Annotated in this window: 18 protein-coding genes and 1 pseudogene; 9 read left to right on the top strand and 10 right to left on the bottom strand. The window is 63.6% G+C overall.

The features are described from left to right. The 4 genes from V7N12_RS10615 to V7N12_RS10630 form a co-directional block, all read left to right on the top strand. On the top strand, nucleotides 1-702 hold a 702-nt coding region (locus V7N12_RS10615; RefSeq protein ID WP_443089958.1), incomplete at its 5' end, for a phytoene desaturase family protein. Further along, nucleotides 699-1,874, top strand: a complete 1,176-nt coding sequence (locus tag V7N12_RS10620) for an aminomethyltransferase family protein (RefSeq protein WP_333714512.1) — start codon at nucleotides 699-701, stop codon at nucleotides 1,872-1,874. The genes V7N12_RS10615 and V7N12_RS10620, both read left to right, overlap by 4 nt. 15 nt (nucleotides 1,875-1,889) lie before the next feature. Continuing rightward, nucleotides 1,890-3,266 (top strand): aminotransferase, encoded by a 1,377-nt coding sequence (locus V7N12_RS10625; RefSeq protein ID WP_333714513.1) that lies wholly within the window; start codon nucleotides 1,890-1,892, stop codon nucleotides 3,264-3,266. Next, nucleotides 3,259-4,047 carry a phytanoyl-CoA dioxygenase family protein gene (locus V7N12_RS10630; protein ID WP_333714515.1) on the top strand — a complete coding sequence of 263 codons (789 nt, stop codon included), beginning with the start codon at nucleotides 3,259-3,261 and terminating at the stop codon, nucleotides 4,045-4,047. The genes V7N12_RS10625 and V7N12_RS10630 overlap by 8 nt, the downstream gene beginning before the upstream one ends. A 37-nt stretch (nucleotides 4,048-4,084) precedes the next feature. On the opposite strand, the gene V7N12_RS10635 is transcribed toward V7N12_RS10630, so the two are convergent. Next, nucleotides 4,085-4,945: a class I SAM-dependent methyltransferase gene (locus V7N12_RS10635; RefSeq protein WP_333714516.1), complete on the bottom strand. Its 861-nt coding sequence runs from the start codon at nucleotides 4,943-4,945 to the stop codon at nucleotides 4,085-4,087. A gap of 77 nt (nucleotides 4,946-5,022) precedes the next feature. Between V7N12_RS10635 and V7N12_RS10640 the strand changes: the two genes are divergently transcribed. The 3 genes from V7N12_RS10640 to V7N12_RS10650 all read left to right on the top strand — a co-directional run bounded on the left by V7N12_RS10640 (nucleotide 5,023) and on the right by V7N12_RS10650 (nucleotide 8,744). Further along, nucleotides 5,023-7,485 (top strand): GcvT family protein, encoded by a 2,463-nt coding sequence (locus V7N12_RS10640; RefSeq protein ID WP_333714517.1) that lies wholly within the window; start codon nucleotides 5,023-5,025, stop codon nucleotides 7,483-7,485. Between the two features lie 99 nt (nucleotides 7,486-7,584). After that, entirely contained in the window at nucleotides 7,585-8,013 is a 429-nt protein-coding gene (locus V7N12_RS10645; RefSeq protein ID WP_333714519.1) for a VOC family protein, read from the top strand. After that, the gene (locus V7N12_RS10650) at nucleotides 7,980-8,744 is read left to right on the top strand and encodes a DUF1194 domain-containing protein (RefSeq protein ID WP_333714521.1); all 765 of its coding nucleotides are present in this window, start codon (nucleotides 7,980-7,982) and stop codon (nucleotides 8,742-8,744) included. Before V7N12_RS10645 ends, V7N12_RS10650 begins: the two co-directional genes overlap by 34 nt. Nucleotides 8,745-8,966: 222 nt before the next feature. On the opposite strand, the gene V7N12_RS10655 is transcribed toward V7N12_RS10650, so the two are convergent. The 3 genes from V7N12_RS10655 to V7N12_RS10665 all read right to left on the bottom strand — a co-directional run bounded on the left by V7N12_RS10655 (nucleotide 8,967) and on the right by V7N12_RS10665 (nucleotide 10,214). Further along, nucleotides 8,967-9,488 (bottom strand): MarR family winged helix-turn-helix transcriptional regulator, encoded by a 522-nt coding sequence (locus V7N12_RS10655; protein WP_333714522.1) that lies wholly within the window; start codon nucleotides 9,486-9,488, stop codon nucleotides 8,967-8,969. 67 nt (nucleotides 9,489-9,555) lie between these two features. After that, on the bottom strand, nucleotides 9,556-9,825 hold the full coding sequence (locus V7N12_RS10660) for a succinate dehydrogenase assembly factor 2 (protein WP_333714523.1): 270 nt from the start codon (nucleotides 9,823-9,825) through the stop codon (nucleotides 9,556-9,558). Continuing rightward, nucleotides 9,822-10,214, bottom strand: a complete 393-nt coding sequence (locus V7N12_RS10665; RefSeq protein ID WP_333714524.1) for a helix-turn-helix domain-containing protein — start codon at nucleotides 10,212-10,214, stop codon at nucleotides 9,822-9,824. The genes V7N12_RS10660 and V7N12_RS10665 overlap by 4 nt, the downstream gene beginning before the upstream one ends. Before the next feature lie 80 nt (nucleotides 10,215-10,294). On the opposite strand from V7N12_RS10665, the gene V7N12_RS10670 reads away from it, so the two are divergent. Further along, nucleotides 10,295-11,497 carry a pyridoxal phosphate-dependent aminotransferase gene (locus V7N12_RS10670; RefSeq protein WP_333714525.1) on the top strand — a complete coding sequence of 401 codons (1,203 nt, stop codon included), beginning with the start codon at nucleotides 10,295-10,297 and terminating at the stop codon, nucleotides 11,495-11,497. 24 nt (nucleotides 11,498-11,521) lie between these two features. Here V7N12_RS10670 and V7N12_RS10675 read toward each other — a convergent pair whose 3' ends face one another. The 6 genes from V7N12_RS10675 to V7N12_RS10700 all read right to left on the bottom strand — a co-directional run bounded on the left by V7N12_RS10675 (nucleotide 11,522) and on the right by V7N12_RS10700 (nucleotide 15,196). Further along, entirely contained in the window at nucleotides 11,522-12,040 is a 519-nt protein-coding gene (locus V7N12_RS10675) for a copper chaperone PCu(A)C (protein WP_333714526.1), read from the bottom strand. A gap of 62 nt (nucleotides 12,041-12,102) precedes the next feature. Next, the gene (locus V7N12_RS10680) at nucleotides 12,103-12,468 is read right to left on the bottom strand and encodes a hypothetical protein (RefSeq protein ID WP_333714527.1); all 366 of its coding nucleotides are present in this window, start codon (nucleotides 12,466-12,468) and stop codon (nucleotides 12,103-12,105) included. Between the two features lie 57 nt (nucleotides 12,469-12,525). Continuing rightward, a complete protein-coding gene (locus V7N12_RS10685; protein ID WP_333714528.1) occupies nucleotides 12,526-13,473 on the bottom strand; it encodes a 2-hydroxyacid dehydrogenase in 948 nt (315 codons plus the stop codon). Next, the gene (locus V7N12_RS10690; protein ID WP_333714529.1) at nucleotides 13,470-13,808 is read right to left on the bottom strand and encodes a tRNA-binding protein; all 339 of its coding nucleotides are present in this window, start codon (nucleotides 13,806-13,808) and stop codon (nucleotides 13,470-13,472) included. The genes V7N12_RS10685 and V7N12_RS10690 overlap by 4 nt, the downstream gene beginning before the upstream one ends. Beyond that, entirely contained in the window at nucleotides 13,801-14,616 is an 816-nt protein-coding gene (gene proC / locus V7N12_RS10695) for a pyrroline-5-carboxylate reductase (protein WP_333714530.1), read from the bottom strand. The genes V7N12_RS10690 and proC overlap by 8 nt, the downstream gene beginning before the upstream one ends. 76 nt (nucleotides 14,617-14,692) lie before the next feature. Beyond that, a complete protein-coding gene (locus tag V7N12_RS10700) occupies nucleotides 14,693-15,196 on the bottom strand; it encodes a YbjN domain-containing protein (protein ID WP_333714531.1) in 504 nt (167 codons plus the stop codon). Nucleotides 15,197-15,429: 233 nt separating this feature from the next. Here V7N12_RS10700 and V7N12_RS10705 point away from each other — a divergent pair. Further along, nucleotides 15,430-15,927, top strand: a pseudogene (locus V7N12_RS10705) (M42 family peptidase); the annotation flags it as partial.

A 15,927-nucleotide genomic window follows, 5' to 3' on the forward strand; every position in this document is an offset into this window, starting at 1 on the left:
GTGGTCACCGCCGATGGCGCAAGATGGCAGACGCGCCGCATCCTCAGCAGCATCGCCCTGCCCGCGCTTTTGCCGCTGACCGGCCCTGCCCCCTTCGACATCGAAACCACCAGCCGCATCCGCACCACGCGGGCGCGCGGCACCTGCGCCAAGGTCAACCTGCGCCTGAAAGACCCGTTGGAGATCGCGGGCCTGACGCCTGCGCAGACCGATGCGCGGCTGATCCATGCCCCCTCCGTCGCCGATGTGGACGCGGCGGCAAATCCGGTGAAATATCGCGAGATGACCGCAACACCCGTGATCGAGGCCGTCGCTGCCGGTGACTGGCTGTCATGCATCGTGCAGTTCGCCCCGTCCGATCTTGCGGGCGGCTGGACGGACGCGGCCCGCGCGACATTGGCGCAGCGGACAATCGACACGCTGTCCAAGGTCGCACCGCGTCTGCCCGAACAGATCGCCGAGGTGCAAGTGACCACGCCCGACCAGATCGCAGCCGAAACCGCCGCGCCGGGCGGTCATTGGCACCATGCGGAAATGGCGCTGGACCAGCTTTTGACCCTGCGCCCCGGCAACGGGATCGCGCAATATGCCCTCGGGCCGAGGGGCCTTTATCTTTGCGGGGCCTCCGCCCATCCCGGCGGCGATATCATGGGGCTGGCGGGGCGCAACGCGGCACGACAAGTGTTGGAGGACATGGGATGAGCGTTGTCACCGATCCCGCACTCTACCTTGGCCGGACACCGGTCTTTGACCGGTTGAACGCGCTCAGCCGCGCGCAGAACTGGTACGACTGGGCGGGCTATCTGGCCCCCGGCGCGCTTGACGCGGTGGAGTTTGAATACTTCGCCCTGCGCAATCAGGTGTCCCTCTTCGACGTCTCGCCCATGCACAAATACCGCATCACCGGCCCCGACGCGGACCATATGCTGAACCGCATGATGACCCGCGATGTGACCAGGATCGCGCAGGCCCGTGTCGGATATACGCTCTGGTGCGACACCGAAGGGATGCTGATCGACGACGGCACGCTGTTTCACCTTGGCGCGCAGGATTGGCGGCTGTGTTGTCAGGAGCCAAGCCTCGGCTGGCTGACAGAGGCGGCATGGGGTTATGACGTCACGATCACCGACGAAAGCCATAGCGTCGCGGGTCTTGCCCTACAGGGGCCAAGCGCCTTTGCGGTGCTGGAAAGCGCGGGCTTCGAGGCCGCAAGGATGCGCCCCTTCGATATTGCGCAGTTCGGCGAGGTGACGATTTCGCGCACCGGGTTCACCGGCGATCTGGGATACGAGCTTTGGTGCCCATGGGATTACGCGCTCGGCCTTTGGGACCGGCTGTGGCAGGCGGGCGCGCTTTGGGGGATGCGGGCGATCGGCTACGAGGCGGTCAATATCGCGCGGATCGAGGCGGGCTTTCTGACCGCAGGCGTCGATTTCCAGCCCGCCCACACAAGCGAGAGACTGCATCGCGGGGCGACCCCCTTCGAAGTGGGGCTGGGCCGGCTGGTCGATTTCGACAAAGGCCATTTCAACGGCCGCCGCGCCCTTTACGCCGCCAGAAAGGCCCCGCGTTTCACCCTGTTGCGCGTCGATGTCGAAGGCTTCAAACCCGCCAATGGTGCGCTGATCTATCATCGCAAGCGGCGTGAGGTCGGGCATGTGACATCCGGCATCTGGTCCCCCACCGCCAAGCGGAACGTCGCACTGGCGCGGGTCGAGACCCGCTATTGCCCACCCCGCGGCGGGCAACTCTGGACCGAAATCTACACCCATGAAGAAGGCAGGTGGGACACACGCTGGGCGCGGCTGACCCCGCAAAAGGGGCCGTTCTTCGCACCGGCCCGCGCCCGCGCGACACCGCCTGCCCAAACATGACAAGGAGCTGACCCCATGGACCAGATGACCAACAGGCCGACACCTGAAGACCTGACCGCATGGGACCGCGCGCACAACCTGCACCCCTGGGCCAGCACCGACAGCTTCGGCGAGGATGACTACATGCGGGTGCGCGGCGCGGAAGGGGTCTATGTCTGGGATGAAAGCGGCAGGCGGTTCATCGACGGGCCGGGCGGCATGTGGTGCGTCCAGATCGGCTATGGCAGGGCCGAAATGGCACAGGCCATCGCCGATCAGGCGATGCAGATGCCCTATGCCTCTCCTTGGGCCTTCACCACGGGACCGGCGGCGGAACTGGCGCGCGAAATCGCGGCCCGCACCCCCGGTGATCTGAATACGGTGCATTTCACCACCGGTGGATCGACGGCGGTCGATACCGCGCTGCGCACGATGCAGTTCTACTGGAACGTCAAGGGCAAGCCCGACAAGAAGGTGATCATCTCGCGCGAAAAGGGCTATCACGGATCGACCTTCCTTGCTGCCTCGGTCACCGGCAAGGAACGCTTCAAGACACGGTTCGACAAGCATGAAGAGGTCCATTTCCTGCCCGACGTGAACCCCTATCACCGCCCCGCCGGCATGAGCGTCGCGGACTGGTGCGATGCCAAGGTGGCCGATCTGGAAAACGCGATCCGCGACCTTGGCGCGGACCGCGTGGGTGCCTTCATCGCCGAACCGATCCTCTGTTCGGGTGGCGTGATCGTGCCGCCCGAAGGCTATCACCAGCGCACCCGCGCGATCTGTGCGGAAAACGATATCCTTTATATCTCGGACGAGGTCGTGACCGGCTTTGGCCGTCTGGGGCATTGGTTCGCCTCCGAGGATGTCTTCGGCATCGTCCCCGACATGATCACCTGCGCGAAGGGTCTGACCTCGGGCTATCTTCCGCTGGGGGCCTGCATCATCTCGGACCGGATCATGCAGGACCTGAAGGACAACGAAAAGGACGAGGTGTTCTACAACGGCTATACCTATTCGGGGCATCCGGTGGCCTGCGTCGCCGCACTCAAGAACATCGAGATCATGGAGCGCGAGGATATCAACGGGCATGTCAGACGGGTGGCGCCGCTGTTCCAGCAGCGCATGCGGACGATCGGCGAGACCTACGACATCGTCGGCGACGTGCGCGGCATGGGGCTTTTGGGCTGTATCGAATGCCGACCGGACCTGAGCAACGACACCTACGCGGCACATCTTCAGTTCGGCCAGCGCCTTGACGCCGCCTGTGAAGCGCGCGGGCTGCTGCTGCGGCCTTTCGGCAACATGGCCGTCTTCTCGCCGCCGCTGATCATGTCCGAGGCCGAGATCAACGAGATGTTCGACATCATGGAAGCGGGGCTGACCCAATTATCGGAGGAGTACAATGGCTGAATTGCTGCGTGTGAAAGAGACAGGTCCGGTCGCCGAGACCTTGCTGCGGGACGGCGGCGTGATCGTGGAAAGCGTGATCCCACCTGAGGTCGTGGCGCAAACCCTTGCCGACCTGCGCGGGCCTTTCGATGAACAGGGTCTGAAATTCACCAATGAATTCAACGGCTTCAAGACAAGGCGGCTGAGCGGGATCCTTGCGCTGTCGCGCGCCTCGGCCGAGATCATCGCGCATCCGCTGGTGATGTCCGTGGCGGATGCTGTTCTGAAGCGGCATTGCACGACCTACCGGCTCGGGTCATCCACCGCGATCGAGATCATGCCCGGCGAAGGCAATCAGGTGCTGCACCGCGATGACGATTTCTACCCGATCCGCATCCCCGGGGTCGAATTCCAGATTTCCGCCATGGTCGCGCTGACCGATTTCACGGTGGAAAACGGCGCGACCCGTGTCGTGCCCGGATCACAGGACCTGCGGGATATCGCGGGCATTCCCGACAGCGATGTGGTGCAGGCCGCGATGCCTGCGGGTTCGGTTCTCTTCTATCTGGGCAGTGCGGTCCATGCGGGCGGCACCAACAACACCGACAAGACGCGCATCGGCTTGATCACCACCTATTCGCTGGGCTGGTTGCGGCAGGAAGAGAACATGTATCTGACCATGCCGCGCGCGGTGGCGGAAGGCTATCCCGAACACGTCAGCCGGTTGATCGGCTACCAAAGCCATGGCCCTTACCTTGGCGTCTATCCGGGCGATCCCGACGGGCATTTCTGGGGCGCCTGAGACGGACCGCAACGCGCACGCCTGACTGGGGCGCAGGTCACCCCGGCTTGCGGCCCTTGATGTGGTGCGGGCAATGTTCGCCCGTGGCCAGCACCGGCACCATCGCGGTCCAGAGCGCGATCTGATGGTCGATGAAGTCGGGCGCATGGCGCGCTTTCCAGGCCGCCGCGTTCGGCCCTGTCAGCTCCGCAAGCTCGGTCCTGGCGACTTCGGCATACCACGGATTGCGGTTGACCAGTTCCACATCGGCGAACCCCGCCGCCTCCATCGCCGCGCGATAGCGCCCGGGCGAGGCCATGGCGAATTCCAGATCCTCCATCCGCAGATAGTGGGTCATCTCGGGCGACGGCGTGCCGTCATGGGAAATCAGCCAGTCCGAGGCCGCGAACCGCCCGCCGGGTTTGAGGACGCGAAAGACCTCGGCGGCCAGCGCGACCTTGTCGGGGATATGCAGGATGGAATCCTTGGAAAACACCACGTCAAAGCTTTCGGGCGCAAAGGGCATCGGCCCGGGGTGCACCTTGACGATGTCCACCCTGCCCGAAAGGCCGCCATCGGCGACACGTTTGCGGGCGGCCTGACAGACCGGTTCCTCGACATCGATGCCGGTGACATGCGCGGCCCCGTGATCCTTGACCAGCAAGGTCGCAATCGCCCCCGAGCCGCAGCCGATATCCAGCACGCGCTTGCCCGCCAGATCCACCCCGTCCAGCACAAGCGCGACCTCGGCCGCGCCCCCCGGCGACAGAAAGCCATCGCCCCAAAGATCCTCGAGGAAGGCGATCAACGCCTGATGATAAAGATCCTCGCCCGGTGCATGGATGCCTTCGGTCATGTCCTGCCTCTTGTCGATGCCAAGAAAATCGCCAAAGTCGCGATTCCGCGACCAGTCTTTCACTGAATAACCGTTCAATCAATTGATCTTTGCGGCCTGTCCCGCTACCTCTGGTCCAAACCCCAGAGACCGAGGTGAATATGCCCGATATGACCCTGCCCCGCCATGCCCGGACCGTGATCATCGGCGGTGGTTCGCTTGGCATGAACACCGCCTATCACCTGACCCAACTGGGCCATCGGGATGTCGTCGTGCTGGAACAGGGGCAACTGACCTCGGGGACCACATGGCATGCGGCGGGGCTGATCGTGGCGGGGTTGCTGAAATCCGAAGCGGAATGTGAAATCTACACGCATGGGCGCGATCTTTACGCGCGGCTTGAACAGGAAACCGGCCTGCCGACCGGCTTTCGGCAGGTGGGTTACCTGCAAATCGCCAACAACGACGAGCGGATGCACGAGATGCGCCGCCTCGCCCCTTTCATGCGCCGCTTCGGGATCAACTGCCACGAAATCTCGGTCGCCGAGGCGCAAGAGATGTTCCCCATCGGTGACTTCTCGGACCTCAAGGGCGCGTTCTACATCCCCGAGGACGGGCGCGCGAACCCGGTGGATGTCACGATGTCGCTGGCCAAGGGCGCGCGCATGGGCGGCGCCAAGATCCACGAAGGCGTCAGGGTGACCGAAATCATGGCCACGAACGGCACCGCCACCGGCGTCAGGACCGCCGACGGGCAGACGATCAGCGCCGAGAACGTGGTCATCTGCGGCGGGATGTGGTCGCGGCAACTGGGCGCGCGGCACGGGGTCAACCTGCCGCTTCAGGCCGCCGAGCACTACTATCTGATCACCGAGAAAATCCCCGACCTGCCGCGCGATCTGCCCGTGGTCGAGGACCCTTCGACCTATACCTACTACCGCGAAGAGGTGGGCGGGATGATGCTGGGTCTCTTCGAGCCGGGGGCCGCGGCATGGAAGCTGGACGGCATCCCCGACGATTTCCAGTTCGGCGAGATCGAACCCGATTGGGACCGCGTCGGGCCGGACCTTGAAAAGGCCTATTCGCGGGTGCCTTCGGCGATGAATTACGGGGTCAAGAAACTGTTCTGCGGTCCCGAAAGCTTTACCCCCGACCTTGCCCCGCTTGTCGGGCCGACGCCGGAGCTGCGCAATCTCTGGGTCGCTTGCGGGATGAATTCGCTGGGTATCCTGAACGGGGCCGGCATCGGCATGACACTGGCGCATTGGATCGTCGATGGTCTGCCGCCGATCGACGTCACAGGCATCAACGTCAACCGTTTCTCGAAAGAGTTTTCCACCCCGGCCTTCCGCCGCGACCGGACGCCGGAACAGTTGGGCAAGCTTTTCGGGCAGCATTACCACAACGAAAGCCCCAAGACCGCGCGGCATGTCAAACGCTCGGTCCTTTATGACAGGCTGAAGGCGGCGGGGGCCTATTTCGGGGAAGGCAGCGGCTGGGAACAGCCCGACTGGTTCGCCCCGACACCGCAACAGGCCAGGATCGAGCGCTATAGCTGGCACCGCCAGAACTGGTTCGACTGGCACGCCGCCGAACATCGCGCCGCCCGCGAGGCCGTGATCGTGATGGACATGACCTCGATGGCCTGTTTCAACGTCGAAGGGCCGGATGCGCTGGCGCTGCTGTCGCGGCTGTCCTGCAACGAGGTGGACGTCGAGATCGGCCGCGTCGTCTATACCGCCTGGGTGAACGAACGCGGCGGGTTCGAGGCGGACCTGACCGTCACGCGGCTGGGGCCACAGCGGTTCATGGTCATCGTCGGCGAAAATTCCGCCGGACATACCGAAATGCGGATGCGCCGGCAGCTCGGCCCGGACGAGGTCGCGATCATCACCGATGTGACCGCCGGACGCTGCCAGATCAACGTGCACGGGCCCAAGTCGCGCGACCTGCTGTCGCGGATCAGCGGCGCGGACCTGAGCAACGCAGGCTTCCCCTTCATGTCCGCGCGCGAGATCGACCTGGGCTATGCGGTGGTGCTGGCTTACCGCGTCACCTTCATCGGCGAGCTGGGTTGGGAACTGCATGTGCCCGCGACGCAAGCCGTGCAGGTCTATGATCTGATCATGCAGGCCGGTGCCGATCTGGGCGTCCGGAACGCAGGGATGCAGACGCTGAATTCGCTGCGGCTGGAAAAGGCCTACCGCGATTTCGGGATCGACGTGGACAATACCGACAACCCGATCGAGGCCGGACTGGGCTTTGCGGTCAAGCTGGACAAGCCGGGCGGCTTTATCGGGCGTGACGCATTGGCCGAGATCAAGGGCCGCGGCGTGCCCAAGACACGGATGCTTCAGTTCCTGCTGAAGGACCCCGAACCGCTGCTTTACGGCAACGAGCTGATCTATCTGAATGGCGACGAGGTCGGCTATCTTCAGGTCGGCGGCTATGGCCACAGCCTTGGCGGCGCGACGGGCATCGGCTTTGCCGCAGCGGCGGTGCCGCTGACCGCCGAGGTCGTCAATACGGGGCATTGGCAGCTTGCCGTCGCGGGGCAGCTTTACGATGCGACGGCATCGCTGCGCCCGCTTTTCGATCCGGATATGGAACGGGTCCGGCAGTAGCAGCCCCCGCGCGCGCAAGGCGTGCGGCTTTGCCGTCGCCCGCTTTACTGCGCGCCAGATTGGGCTAGGCTTTCGCAAAGAAACGGATAAGGAAAGACCATGTCGATCAAATACCTTCACACGATGGTCCGGGTAAAGGATCTGGAAAAATCCATCGCCTTCTTTGAACTGCTCGGCCTGAAAGAGACGCGCCGCTACGAGAACGAGGGCGGGCGCTTCACCCTGATCTTCATGGCGCCCCCGGGACAGGAAGACTGCCCTGTCGAGCTGACCTACAACTGGGACGGTGATGACGGGCTGCCGTCGGACAGCCGCCATTTCGGGCATCTGGCCTATGCGGTCGATGATATCTACGCAACCTGCCAGCATCTGATGGACAACGGCGTGACGATCAACCGGCCGCCGCGCGACGGGCGGATGGCCTTTGTGCGCTCGCCCGACAATATCTCGATCGAACTGCTGCAGGCGGGCGAAAGCCTGCCGCCGCAGGACCCATGGGCCAGCATGGAGAACACCGGGCATTGGTAGCGGCGCGGGCCATGGGGTCGGCGCGGGTGATCCGCCTGGCGCTTGTACTGCTGTTCCTGTCCGGCATGGCGCAGGCCGGGTGCCGGCAGGCGCTGTCGCTGGGGCTGGATGTGTCCAGCTCGGTCGATGATGGCGAATACCGGTTGCAGCTTGACGGGATCGCCGCCGCGCTGAACGCGGAACCGGTGCGCGAGATCCTGTTGCTTGGCCCCGACGCGCCGGTCCGTCTGCATGTCTTCGAATGGAGCGGGCCGGAAAACCACCGCGAGATCGTCCCCTGGACGGACATCACGACGCCCGCGGACCTTGCGCACGTCACGCGCATCCTGCTGGAGACCGAGCGCAGGGACGCCGCACCGACCACCGCCATCGGCGCGGCCATCCTGCAAGGCTATGCCTATCTGGCCCCCCACGCGGATTGCTGGCAGCGCACGCTTGATCTGTCGGGGGACGGTGCCTCGAACACCGGGCCGCCGCCCGAAACCATCACCGAGGCGCAGCGCCCGCCGGGGGTGACGGTCAACGGCCTTGTCATCGGCGCAGGCGACCTCAGGATCGGCGACGCCCGCTTTGCCGATATCAAGGAACTGTCGTCCTATTATCGCACCCGCGTGATCCGCGGGCCCGGTGCCTTCGTCGAAACGGCGCTGGGGTATGAGGCCTTTGCAGCCGCGATGGAACGCAAGTTGACGCGGGAACTGGCCAGCATGGCCGTGGGGGCGCTGGACTAGCGATCGACCACAGGGCGCGGGCAGAGGTCACGAAACAGGATGACACCGGCAAGGGGGGGGCCTGATCGGCGCGGGGGCACGATGCCCCGAAAACAAAAGACGGGTCGGCATTCCAGCATGCCAACCCGCCAGAAACCACTTCCCTCGTTACAAACCCTGGTGTGTCTCTGATCCCAGAGACCACAATATATCGACGAAACAAAGGCCAGAACGCGACCATTCTTAGTAAATATATCGTATCTGGTCGGCCCAATAGCGTTCAACACGACGCAGTGACGCTGTTATCCCGTCTACCCCTTCGTGATCAAGAATATCTTTTTCGATCAGGCCGATAGCGTGTTGGCGGAACAGCTTTGACACCACCACATGCACGCCACGGCCCTTATCGGTCAGTCTGACCCGCACCGACCGGCGGTCCACCTGACTGCGTTCGTGATGCATATAGCCGGTATCGACCAGCTTCTTGAGGTTGTAGGACACATTCGAGCCCTGATAATAGCCGCGCGATTTCAATTCGCCCGCCGTCACCTCGTTGTCGCCGACGTTGAACAGCAGCAGGGCCTGCACCGGATTGAGTTCCAGTATCCCCAGTCGTTCGAATTCGTCCTTGATCACGTCCAGCAGCAACCGGTGCAGGCGTTCGACAAGGTTCAGCGCATCCAGATAGCTGTCCATGAAGGCGCTGGTCTGGGCATCGTCAAGCGCATCAGATTGCGGTGATCGCAGGCTGGGGTGGGCTGTCATGGGCTTGGTCCGTTTTCCGCTGTTTCGGCAGAATTAGACTCAAAACCCGAACATTGCGTTAAGCGGCCTAGGGTTTGACCACGCCTTCTGCGGTCGAGGCGATATGGGTCACCAGATCGAGATAATCCCCGGGCACCGCGCATTGCCCGCCGACCCAAGCGTAAAGGTCGTGATCGTTCTCGGACAAAAGCCGGTCATAAAGGACCAGCGCGTCATCGGAAAATCCCGCCAGATGCGCGTCGGCATAGGCCGAAAGGATCAGGTCCATTTCCTTGATCCCGCGCCGCATCGACCGCATCCGCAGCCGCTTTATTTTCGTGTCCCGCGTTTCCGTCATGCAGCGTCTTTCAACACCTTCCGCAGGCGCTTTTCAAGCCGTGCCAGCTTTTCACCCGATTGCTTGATCTCGCGCTGCAAGCCACGCATCTCGGCCAGAAGATCGGTGACATCGGTGGCCAGATGGCCCTCGTCCTCGGGTGCGGTCGGCCCCTCGCCCTCGCCGGTCAGCAGCCATGTGATCGAGACGCCAAGGATGCCCGCCAGCATCTGCAGGCGGTTCGCGCGCGGTTCCTTGAGATCGTTCTCCCAGCTTTCCATGGTCTGCTTCTTGACGCCCAGCTTTGTCGCAAGGGCGGTCTGGTCAAGACCGGCAGCCTCGCGCGCGCCAGCCAGCCTGTCTCCGAATGTGGCGATCTCGTCACTGTACCATGTCAGGTCTTCGGTCATCTTGGCCTCCTTGCGGCTTGCTATCGGATGGTCGGGCACTCTATGTCACGATCAGGCCCTAGATACCACCGGATGACCTGATGACCTTTCTCTCTGCGACACTCGACCGCGTCAAACCGTCCCCCACCATCGCCGTGACCACCAAGGCCGCCGAGCTGAAGGCCGCGGGCCGCGATATCATCGCCCTCGGCGCGGGCGAGCCGGATTTCGACACGCCCCAGAACATCAAGGATGCCGCCATCGCGGCGATCAATGCAGGCAAGACCAAGTATACGCCGGTCGATGGCATCCCCGAGTTGAAACAGGCGATCTGCGCCAAATTCGCCCGCGACAACGATCTGGCCTATACGCCCGCGCAGGTCACGGTCGGCACCGGCGGCAAGCAGGTGCTGTATAACGCCTTCATGGCCACGCTGAACCCCGGGGACGAGGTGATCATCCCCGCCCCTTACTGGGTCAGCTACCCCGATATGGTCCTGCTGGCAGGCGGGACGCCGGTGACGGTCGAGGCCTCGCTTGAGACGAAATTCAAGATCACCGCCGCCCAGCTTGAGGCAGCGATCACGCCCAAGACGAAATGGTTCCTGTTCAACTCGCCCTCGAACCCCACAGGGGCGGGCTATTCATGGGATGAGTTGAAGGCGCTGACGGATGTGTTGCTGCGTCACCCCCATGTCTGGGTGATGACCGACGACATGTATGAACATCTCGCCTATGGGGATTTCAGGTTCTGCACGCCCGCACAGGTCGAACCGAAGCTTCATGACCGCACGCTGACCGTCAATGGTGTGTCCAAGGCCTATGCGATGACCGGCTGGCGCATCGGCTATGCCGCAGGGCCAGAGGTGCTGATCAAGGCGATCCGCAAGGTGCAGTCGCAGTCCACCTCGAACCCCTGTTCCGTCAGCCAATGGGCGGCGGTCGAGGCGCTGAACGGCACCCAAGACTACCTTGCGCCCAACAATGCGGCCTTCGTGCGCCGCCGCGATCTGGTGGTGGCGATGCTGAACGCGGCCCCCGGTGTCGTCTGCCCCGAACCCGAAGGCGCCTTCTACGTCTATCCGTCGATTGCGGGCTGCATCGGCAAGACCTCGGCGGCGGGCAGATTGATCGACACTGACGAGACCTTCGCCACGGCATTGCTGGAAGAAACCGGCGTCGCGGTCGTTTTCGGCGCGGCCTTCGGCCTGAGCCCGAATTTCCGCGTCAGCTATGCGACCTCGGACGTGGCCCTGAAAGAGGCCTGCCAGCGAATCATCACCTTCTGCGAGGGCCTGACCTAAGGCCCCCGCCTTCGGCAGCGCCGGTCAGTCAGAACCGTGGTCGCCGTGGTCACCATGATCGCCGTGATCGCTATGATCGTGGCCGCCGTGCATATCGCCCGCGCGGGCTTCGACGTTGAAGACGACATCCAGACGTCCGGCGTTCTGAAAGACCAGCGTCGCGGGCACCTCTTCGCCGACCTCGAAGGGATCGCCGCCCAGCCCCATGAACATCACATGAAAGCTGCCGGGTTGCAGCGTGACCGTCGCACCTGCGGGAATTTCGAGGCCGTCTTCCAGATGGATCATCCGCGCGATGTCACCGTCCATCTGGGTGGTGTGAAGCTCGACACGGGGGAAATCCGCCTCGACGGCCAGCAGGCGATCCGCCGTCTCGCCGGTGTTCGTGATGGTCATGAAACCGCCAGCAGTCTGGGCAGTTTGTGCGGTCTCGAACGCGAAAGGATGGTCGATTTCAAGGTCTCCGGCGGCATAGCCATGGGCCAGCGCGGAGGTCGCAGTCAGAAAGAGCGCCGCCGCAGCGGTCAGGGAAAAGCGAGTCATGTCATTGTCCTTTAAAGCGCCGGCATCAGCGGCGCGGTCGTGTTGATCTGATGGGTTCGGTTTCAGATCAGGCGCGGGGGTGCGCGGGACAGGCGCGCAGGGTCGAGGACCGGTAAAGAGACAGGCGTGACCGCAGGCAGATCAACGCCGGTTGCGGCGACGGTGGCCAGCGGTGATATGCAATCGCCCACCCCCGCCAGTGAGACCGTATCGACAAGACGGCAGGCATCGCAGGTGTCATGCGCGACCTCGCCATTGCCATCGGTGCACAGATCATAAAGCGAGCCGCCCGCCGCGACATAGGCAAGCACGTCGCCGGACAAGCCAGCGGCAGGACCGCGATGCGCCCATGCACTGGCGACCAATGCGATGACCAGCGCCAAGACAAGCGACAGCCGGGCCAGAGGGATGCGGAACCACCGTTTCATGCGACCGGTATACGCCCCCGAGGGCCCCGCTTCCAGCCCCCGATCTGCGGCACGATGTCAGACGGCCTGCGGCAGCGGGCGGCCTTCGTCCCAGGCGATGATATTGTCCAGCGCCATCTGCCCCATCGCCTCGCGCACCTCCAGCGCGGCGGTGCCGAGGTGCGGCAACAGGACGACGTTTTCCATCTCGCGGAACGCGTCGGGGACGTGCGGTTCGTGTTCGAAGACGTCCAGACCGGCCCCCGCGATCACACCCTCTTGCAGGGCAGTGATCAGCGCCGGTTCATCGACCACATCGCCACGGGCGATATTGATGAAAATGCCGGTCGGTTTCATGGCAGCCAGGGCCGCCGCATCGATCAGATGGGTATTGGCCCCGCCGCCGGGCAAGGTCACGACGACGATATCCGCCGCACCCATCAGGTCATGCAAACTCTCGACCTGACGGGCCGGCAGGTCCACGGCCTTTTGCGAGCGGTTGTGATAAAGCACCGGCATCTCGAAGCCGTAGTGACAGCGGCGTGCAACGGCCTGTCCGATCCGGCCCATACCGACGATCCCGACGGTCTTGCCGGTGACATGGGTGCCCAGCATATGGGTCGGCCCCCAGCCGGTCCATTGATCGGCGCGGACCAGACGTTCGCCCTCGCCCGCGCGACGGCAGGTGGAGAGGATCAGGGTCATGCCGATGTCGGCGGTCGCATCGGTGACGACATCGGGGGTGTTGGACACCTGCACCCCCGCCCGCGCGGCGGCGGCGACGTCGATGTGATTATACCCCACCCCGAAATTCGCAAGCACCCCGCAGCGCAAGTCGCCCACAAAGGCCTCGGCGGTGAACTGATCGCCCAATGTCGGCAGGATCGCGTCATAGGTCTGCAGCGCCTCTGCCGCCTCGACCATGGTCAGACCGACGGCGGTATCGCGGACCGTGACGTCAAATCTTGCGCGCGCGGCGGCAAGGTTCGCCTCGGGCAGAACCCGCGTGATCAGAAGTTTCTTCAATGCATCCGCCCTCCGTTCGGGACCGTTTTGTCAGGTGTCGCCAGCACGATCGCCCCGTGCTGATCCGAAAACCCGAGGACCAGCACCTCGGACATGAACTTGCCGATCTGGCGCGGCGGAAAGTTCACCACGGCCATGACCTGCCGCCCGACCAGCGTTTCGGGGGCATAGTGCACGGTGATCTGGGCCGATGTCTTCTTTTCCCCGATCTCGGCCCCGAAGTCGATCCAGAGCTTGATCGCAGGTTTGCGCGCTTCGGGGAAGGGTTCGGCCCGCAGCACGGTTCCGACGCGGATATCCACCGCCAGAAAATCGTCGAAGGTGATGTCAGCCATTTGCCAGTTCCTGCGACCGCCTAGCCGCCGCCGCCACCGCACGGCGCAGCAGGGCGGGAAAGCCGGTCTCGGCGTCCATCAGCACCTCGAGTGCGGCCTGTGTCGTCCCGTTGGGCGAGGTCACGTTGATCCGCAGTTGGGCGGGGTCCTCGTCCGAGGTCTCGGCCAGCTCGCCCGCCCCCCCGACCGTCGCCTTGGCCAGTTCCATCGCCAGCGCAGGCGGCAATCCTTCGGCGACACCCGCTGCTGCCAGCGTCTCGATCAGATGAAAGACATAGGCCGGACCCGACCCCGACACAGCCGTCACCGCATCCATCTGGTCTTCGTTGTCCAGCCGCACACATTCACCGACGGACAAGAGCAGCGCCTCGGCCATGAGCATTCCGTCTTCGTCCACATTGGCATTGCCGATCAGCGCGGTGATCCCGTGGCCGATGGCGGCAGGCGTGTTCGGCATGGCGCGGACGATCGGGGTCTTGTCGCCCAGAACCTTTTCGAAGGTCGCAATCGGCGTGCCCGCCGCGACCGAGATCACCAGCGTCTGCCCATCGCCCAGCGCGCCGACATCGGGCAGCGCCTCGGCCATCATCTGGGGTTTGACGGCAATGACCGCAATCGCCGGATGCGCAGGCAGGTCGGCGTTGATGCGGACACCCTGCGTCTTGACCCAATCGGACGGATGCGGGTCGATCACATAGACCGATTGCGGCGGCAGCCCCGTGCGCAGCCAGCCGCGCAACATCGCCGATCCCATCTTGCCACAGCCGAGCATCACCAGCCCGCGGACTGCTACGTCATTCATATCCATGAAGAAACCTCTTACCCTTGCGGGCGAGGTTAATCCAACGTCAGGCGGCTGAAAAGCCACCCGACAGACAAAAGTATCAGGCGCGCCCGTAGGCCCCGCCGATGGCGCATTGGACCGCCTCTTGCGGCGTCTTGTCGGCCCAAGTGACCAGTTGGATCGCGGGATAATACTGTTCGCAGGCCGCAACGGCCGCGCCGATCATCGTGTCGATCTGATCCGGCCCGGCCACCTGATCGCCCGCCAGCATCAACCCATAGCGATAAACCATCAGCTTTTGTTCGTCCCACCAGGTGAAAGCACCCGCCCAGCAGCGGTCGTTGATGGTATTGAGCGCCTCGTAGAGCGCAGGCTTCCGGTCCTCGGGGGGCTCCATGTCGTAGGTGCAGATCAGCCGCAATGTCTCGTCATAGGCGGACCAGGCGAGGGTGATGGAATAGGTGCGCCACTGGCCCTCGACCGCCATGGCGATCTGGTCGTCGTGGATGCGGTCGAATTCCCACGCATGGTGTTCGGCGATGTGTTCCACCAGATCGATGGGATGCAGATCGTCGGCTTCGAGATAATGTTCGGATAATGCCATATGCCCAGCCTCACTCTCGTTGACGCCCGGGCTTGGCAGAGCCCAAGCTTTAGATGCCTGCTCTAGGGGCGGTGTTGATCACGTCGTCCCCATACCAAATATCGTGGACTGGTTCGGTTGCACCTGTAAAGCGATTTCTTGGGGATAACCGCAGATCGTGTCCGATATGTTGGGGATAAGAATTGCCAAGCCCCCAGGCCTGCCCCAATCTGTCGGCAAAGAAGGAGTCCCCGATGAATACCGACCTGCTGAAGCGCCTTTGCGAAACCCCCGGCGTGCCGGGCCATGAAGACCGCGTCCGCGCGCTGATCGAGGGTGAGATCGCGGGCCTTTTCGATGCGGTCGAGACCGATGCCATGGGCTCGCTGCTGTGTCGGCGGGATGCCAAGGGCAAGGGCGCGCCGCGCGTCATGTTGCTGTGCCATATGGACGAGATCGGCTTTCTGGTCAGCCATATCGACAAGAGCGGCTTTTTTTACCTGCAACCGGTGGGCGGCTTCGATCCGCGCAACCTGTTTTCGCGCCGCGTGCTGGTCTGCACCGATCAGGGCGACTTCAAGGGCGTGATGAACCCCGGCGGCAAGCCGATCCATATCTCGTCACCCGAGGACCGCAAGAAGGTGCCTGAGGTGTCGGAATTTTTCGTCGATCTCGGGATGGGTGCGGCGGCCCATGACGTGGTCAGGATCGGCGATTACGTCGTGATGGACGAACCCTTCGTCGAGATGGGC

The organism is Yoonia sp. (assembly GCF_036770585.1).
In the GTDB taxonomy this organism is placed as follows: Bacteria; Pseudomonadota; Alphaproteobacteria; order Rhodobacterales; family Rhodobacteraceae; genus Yoonia.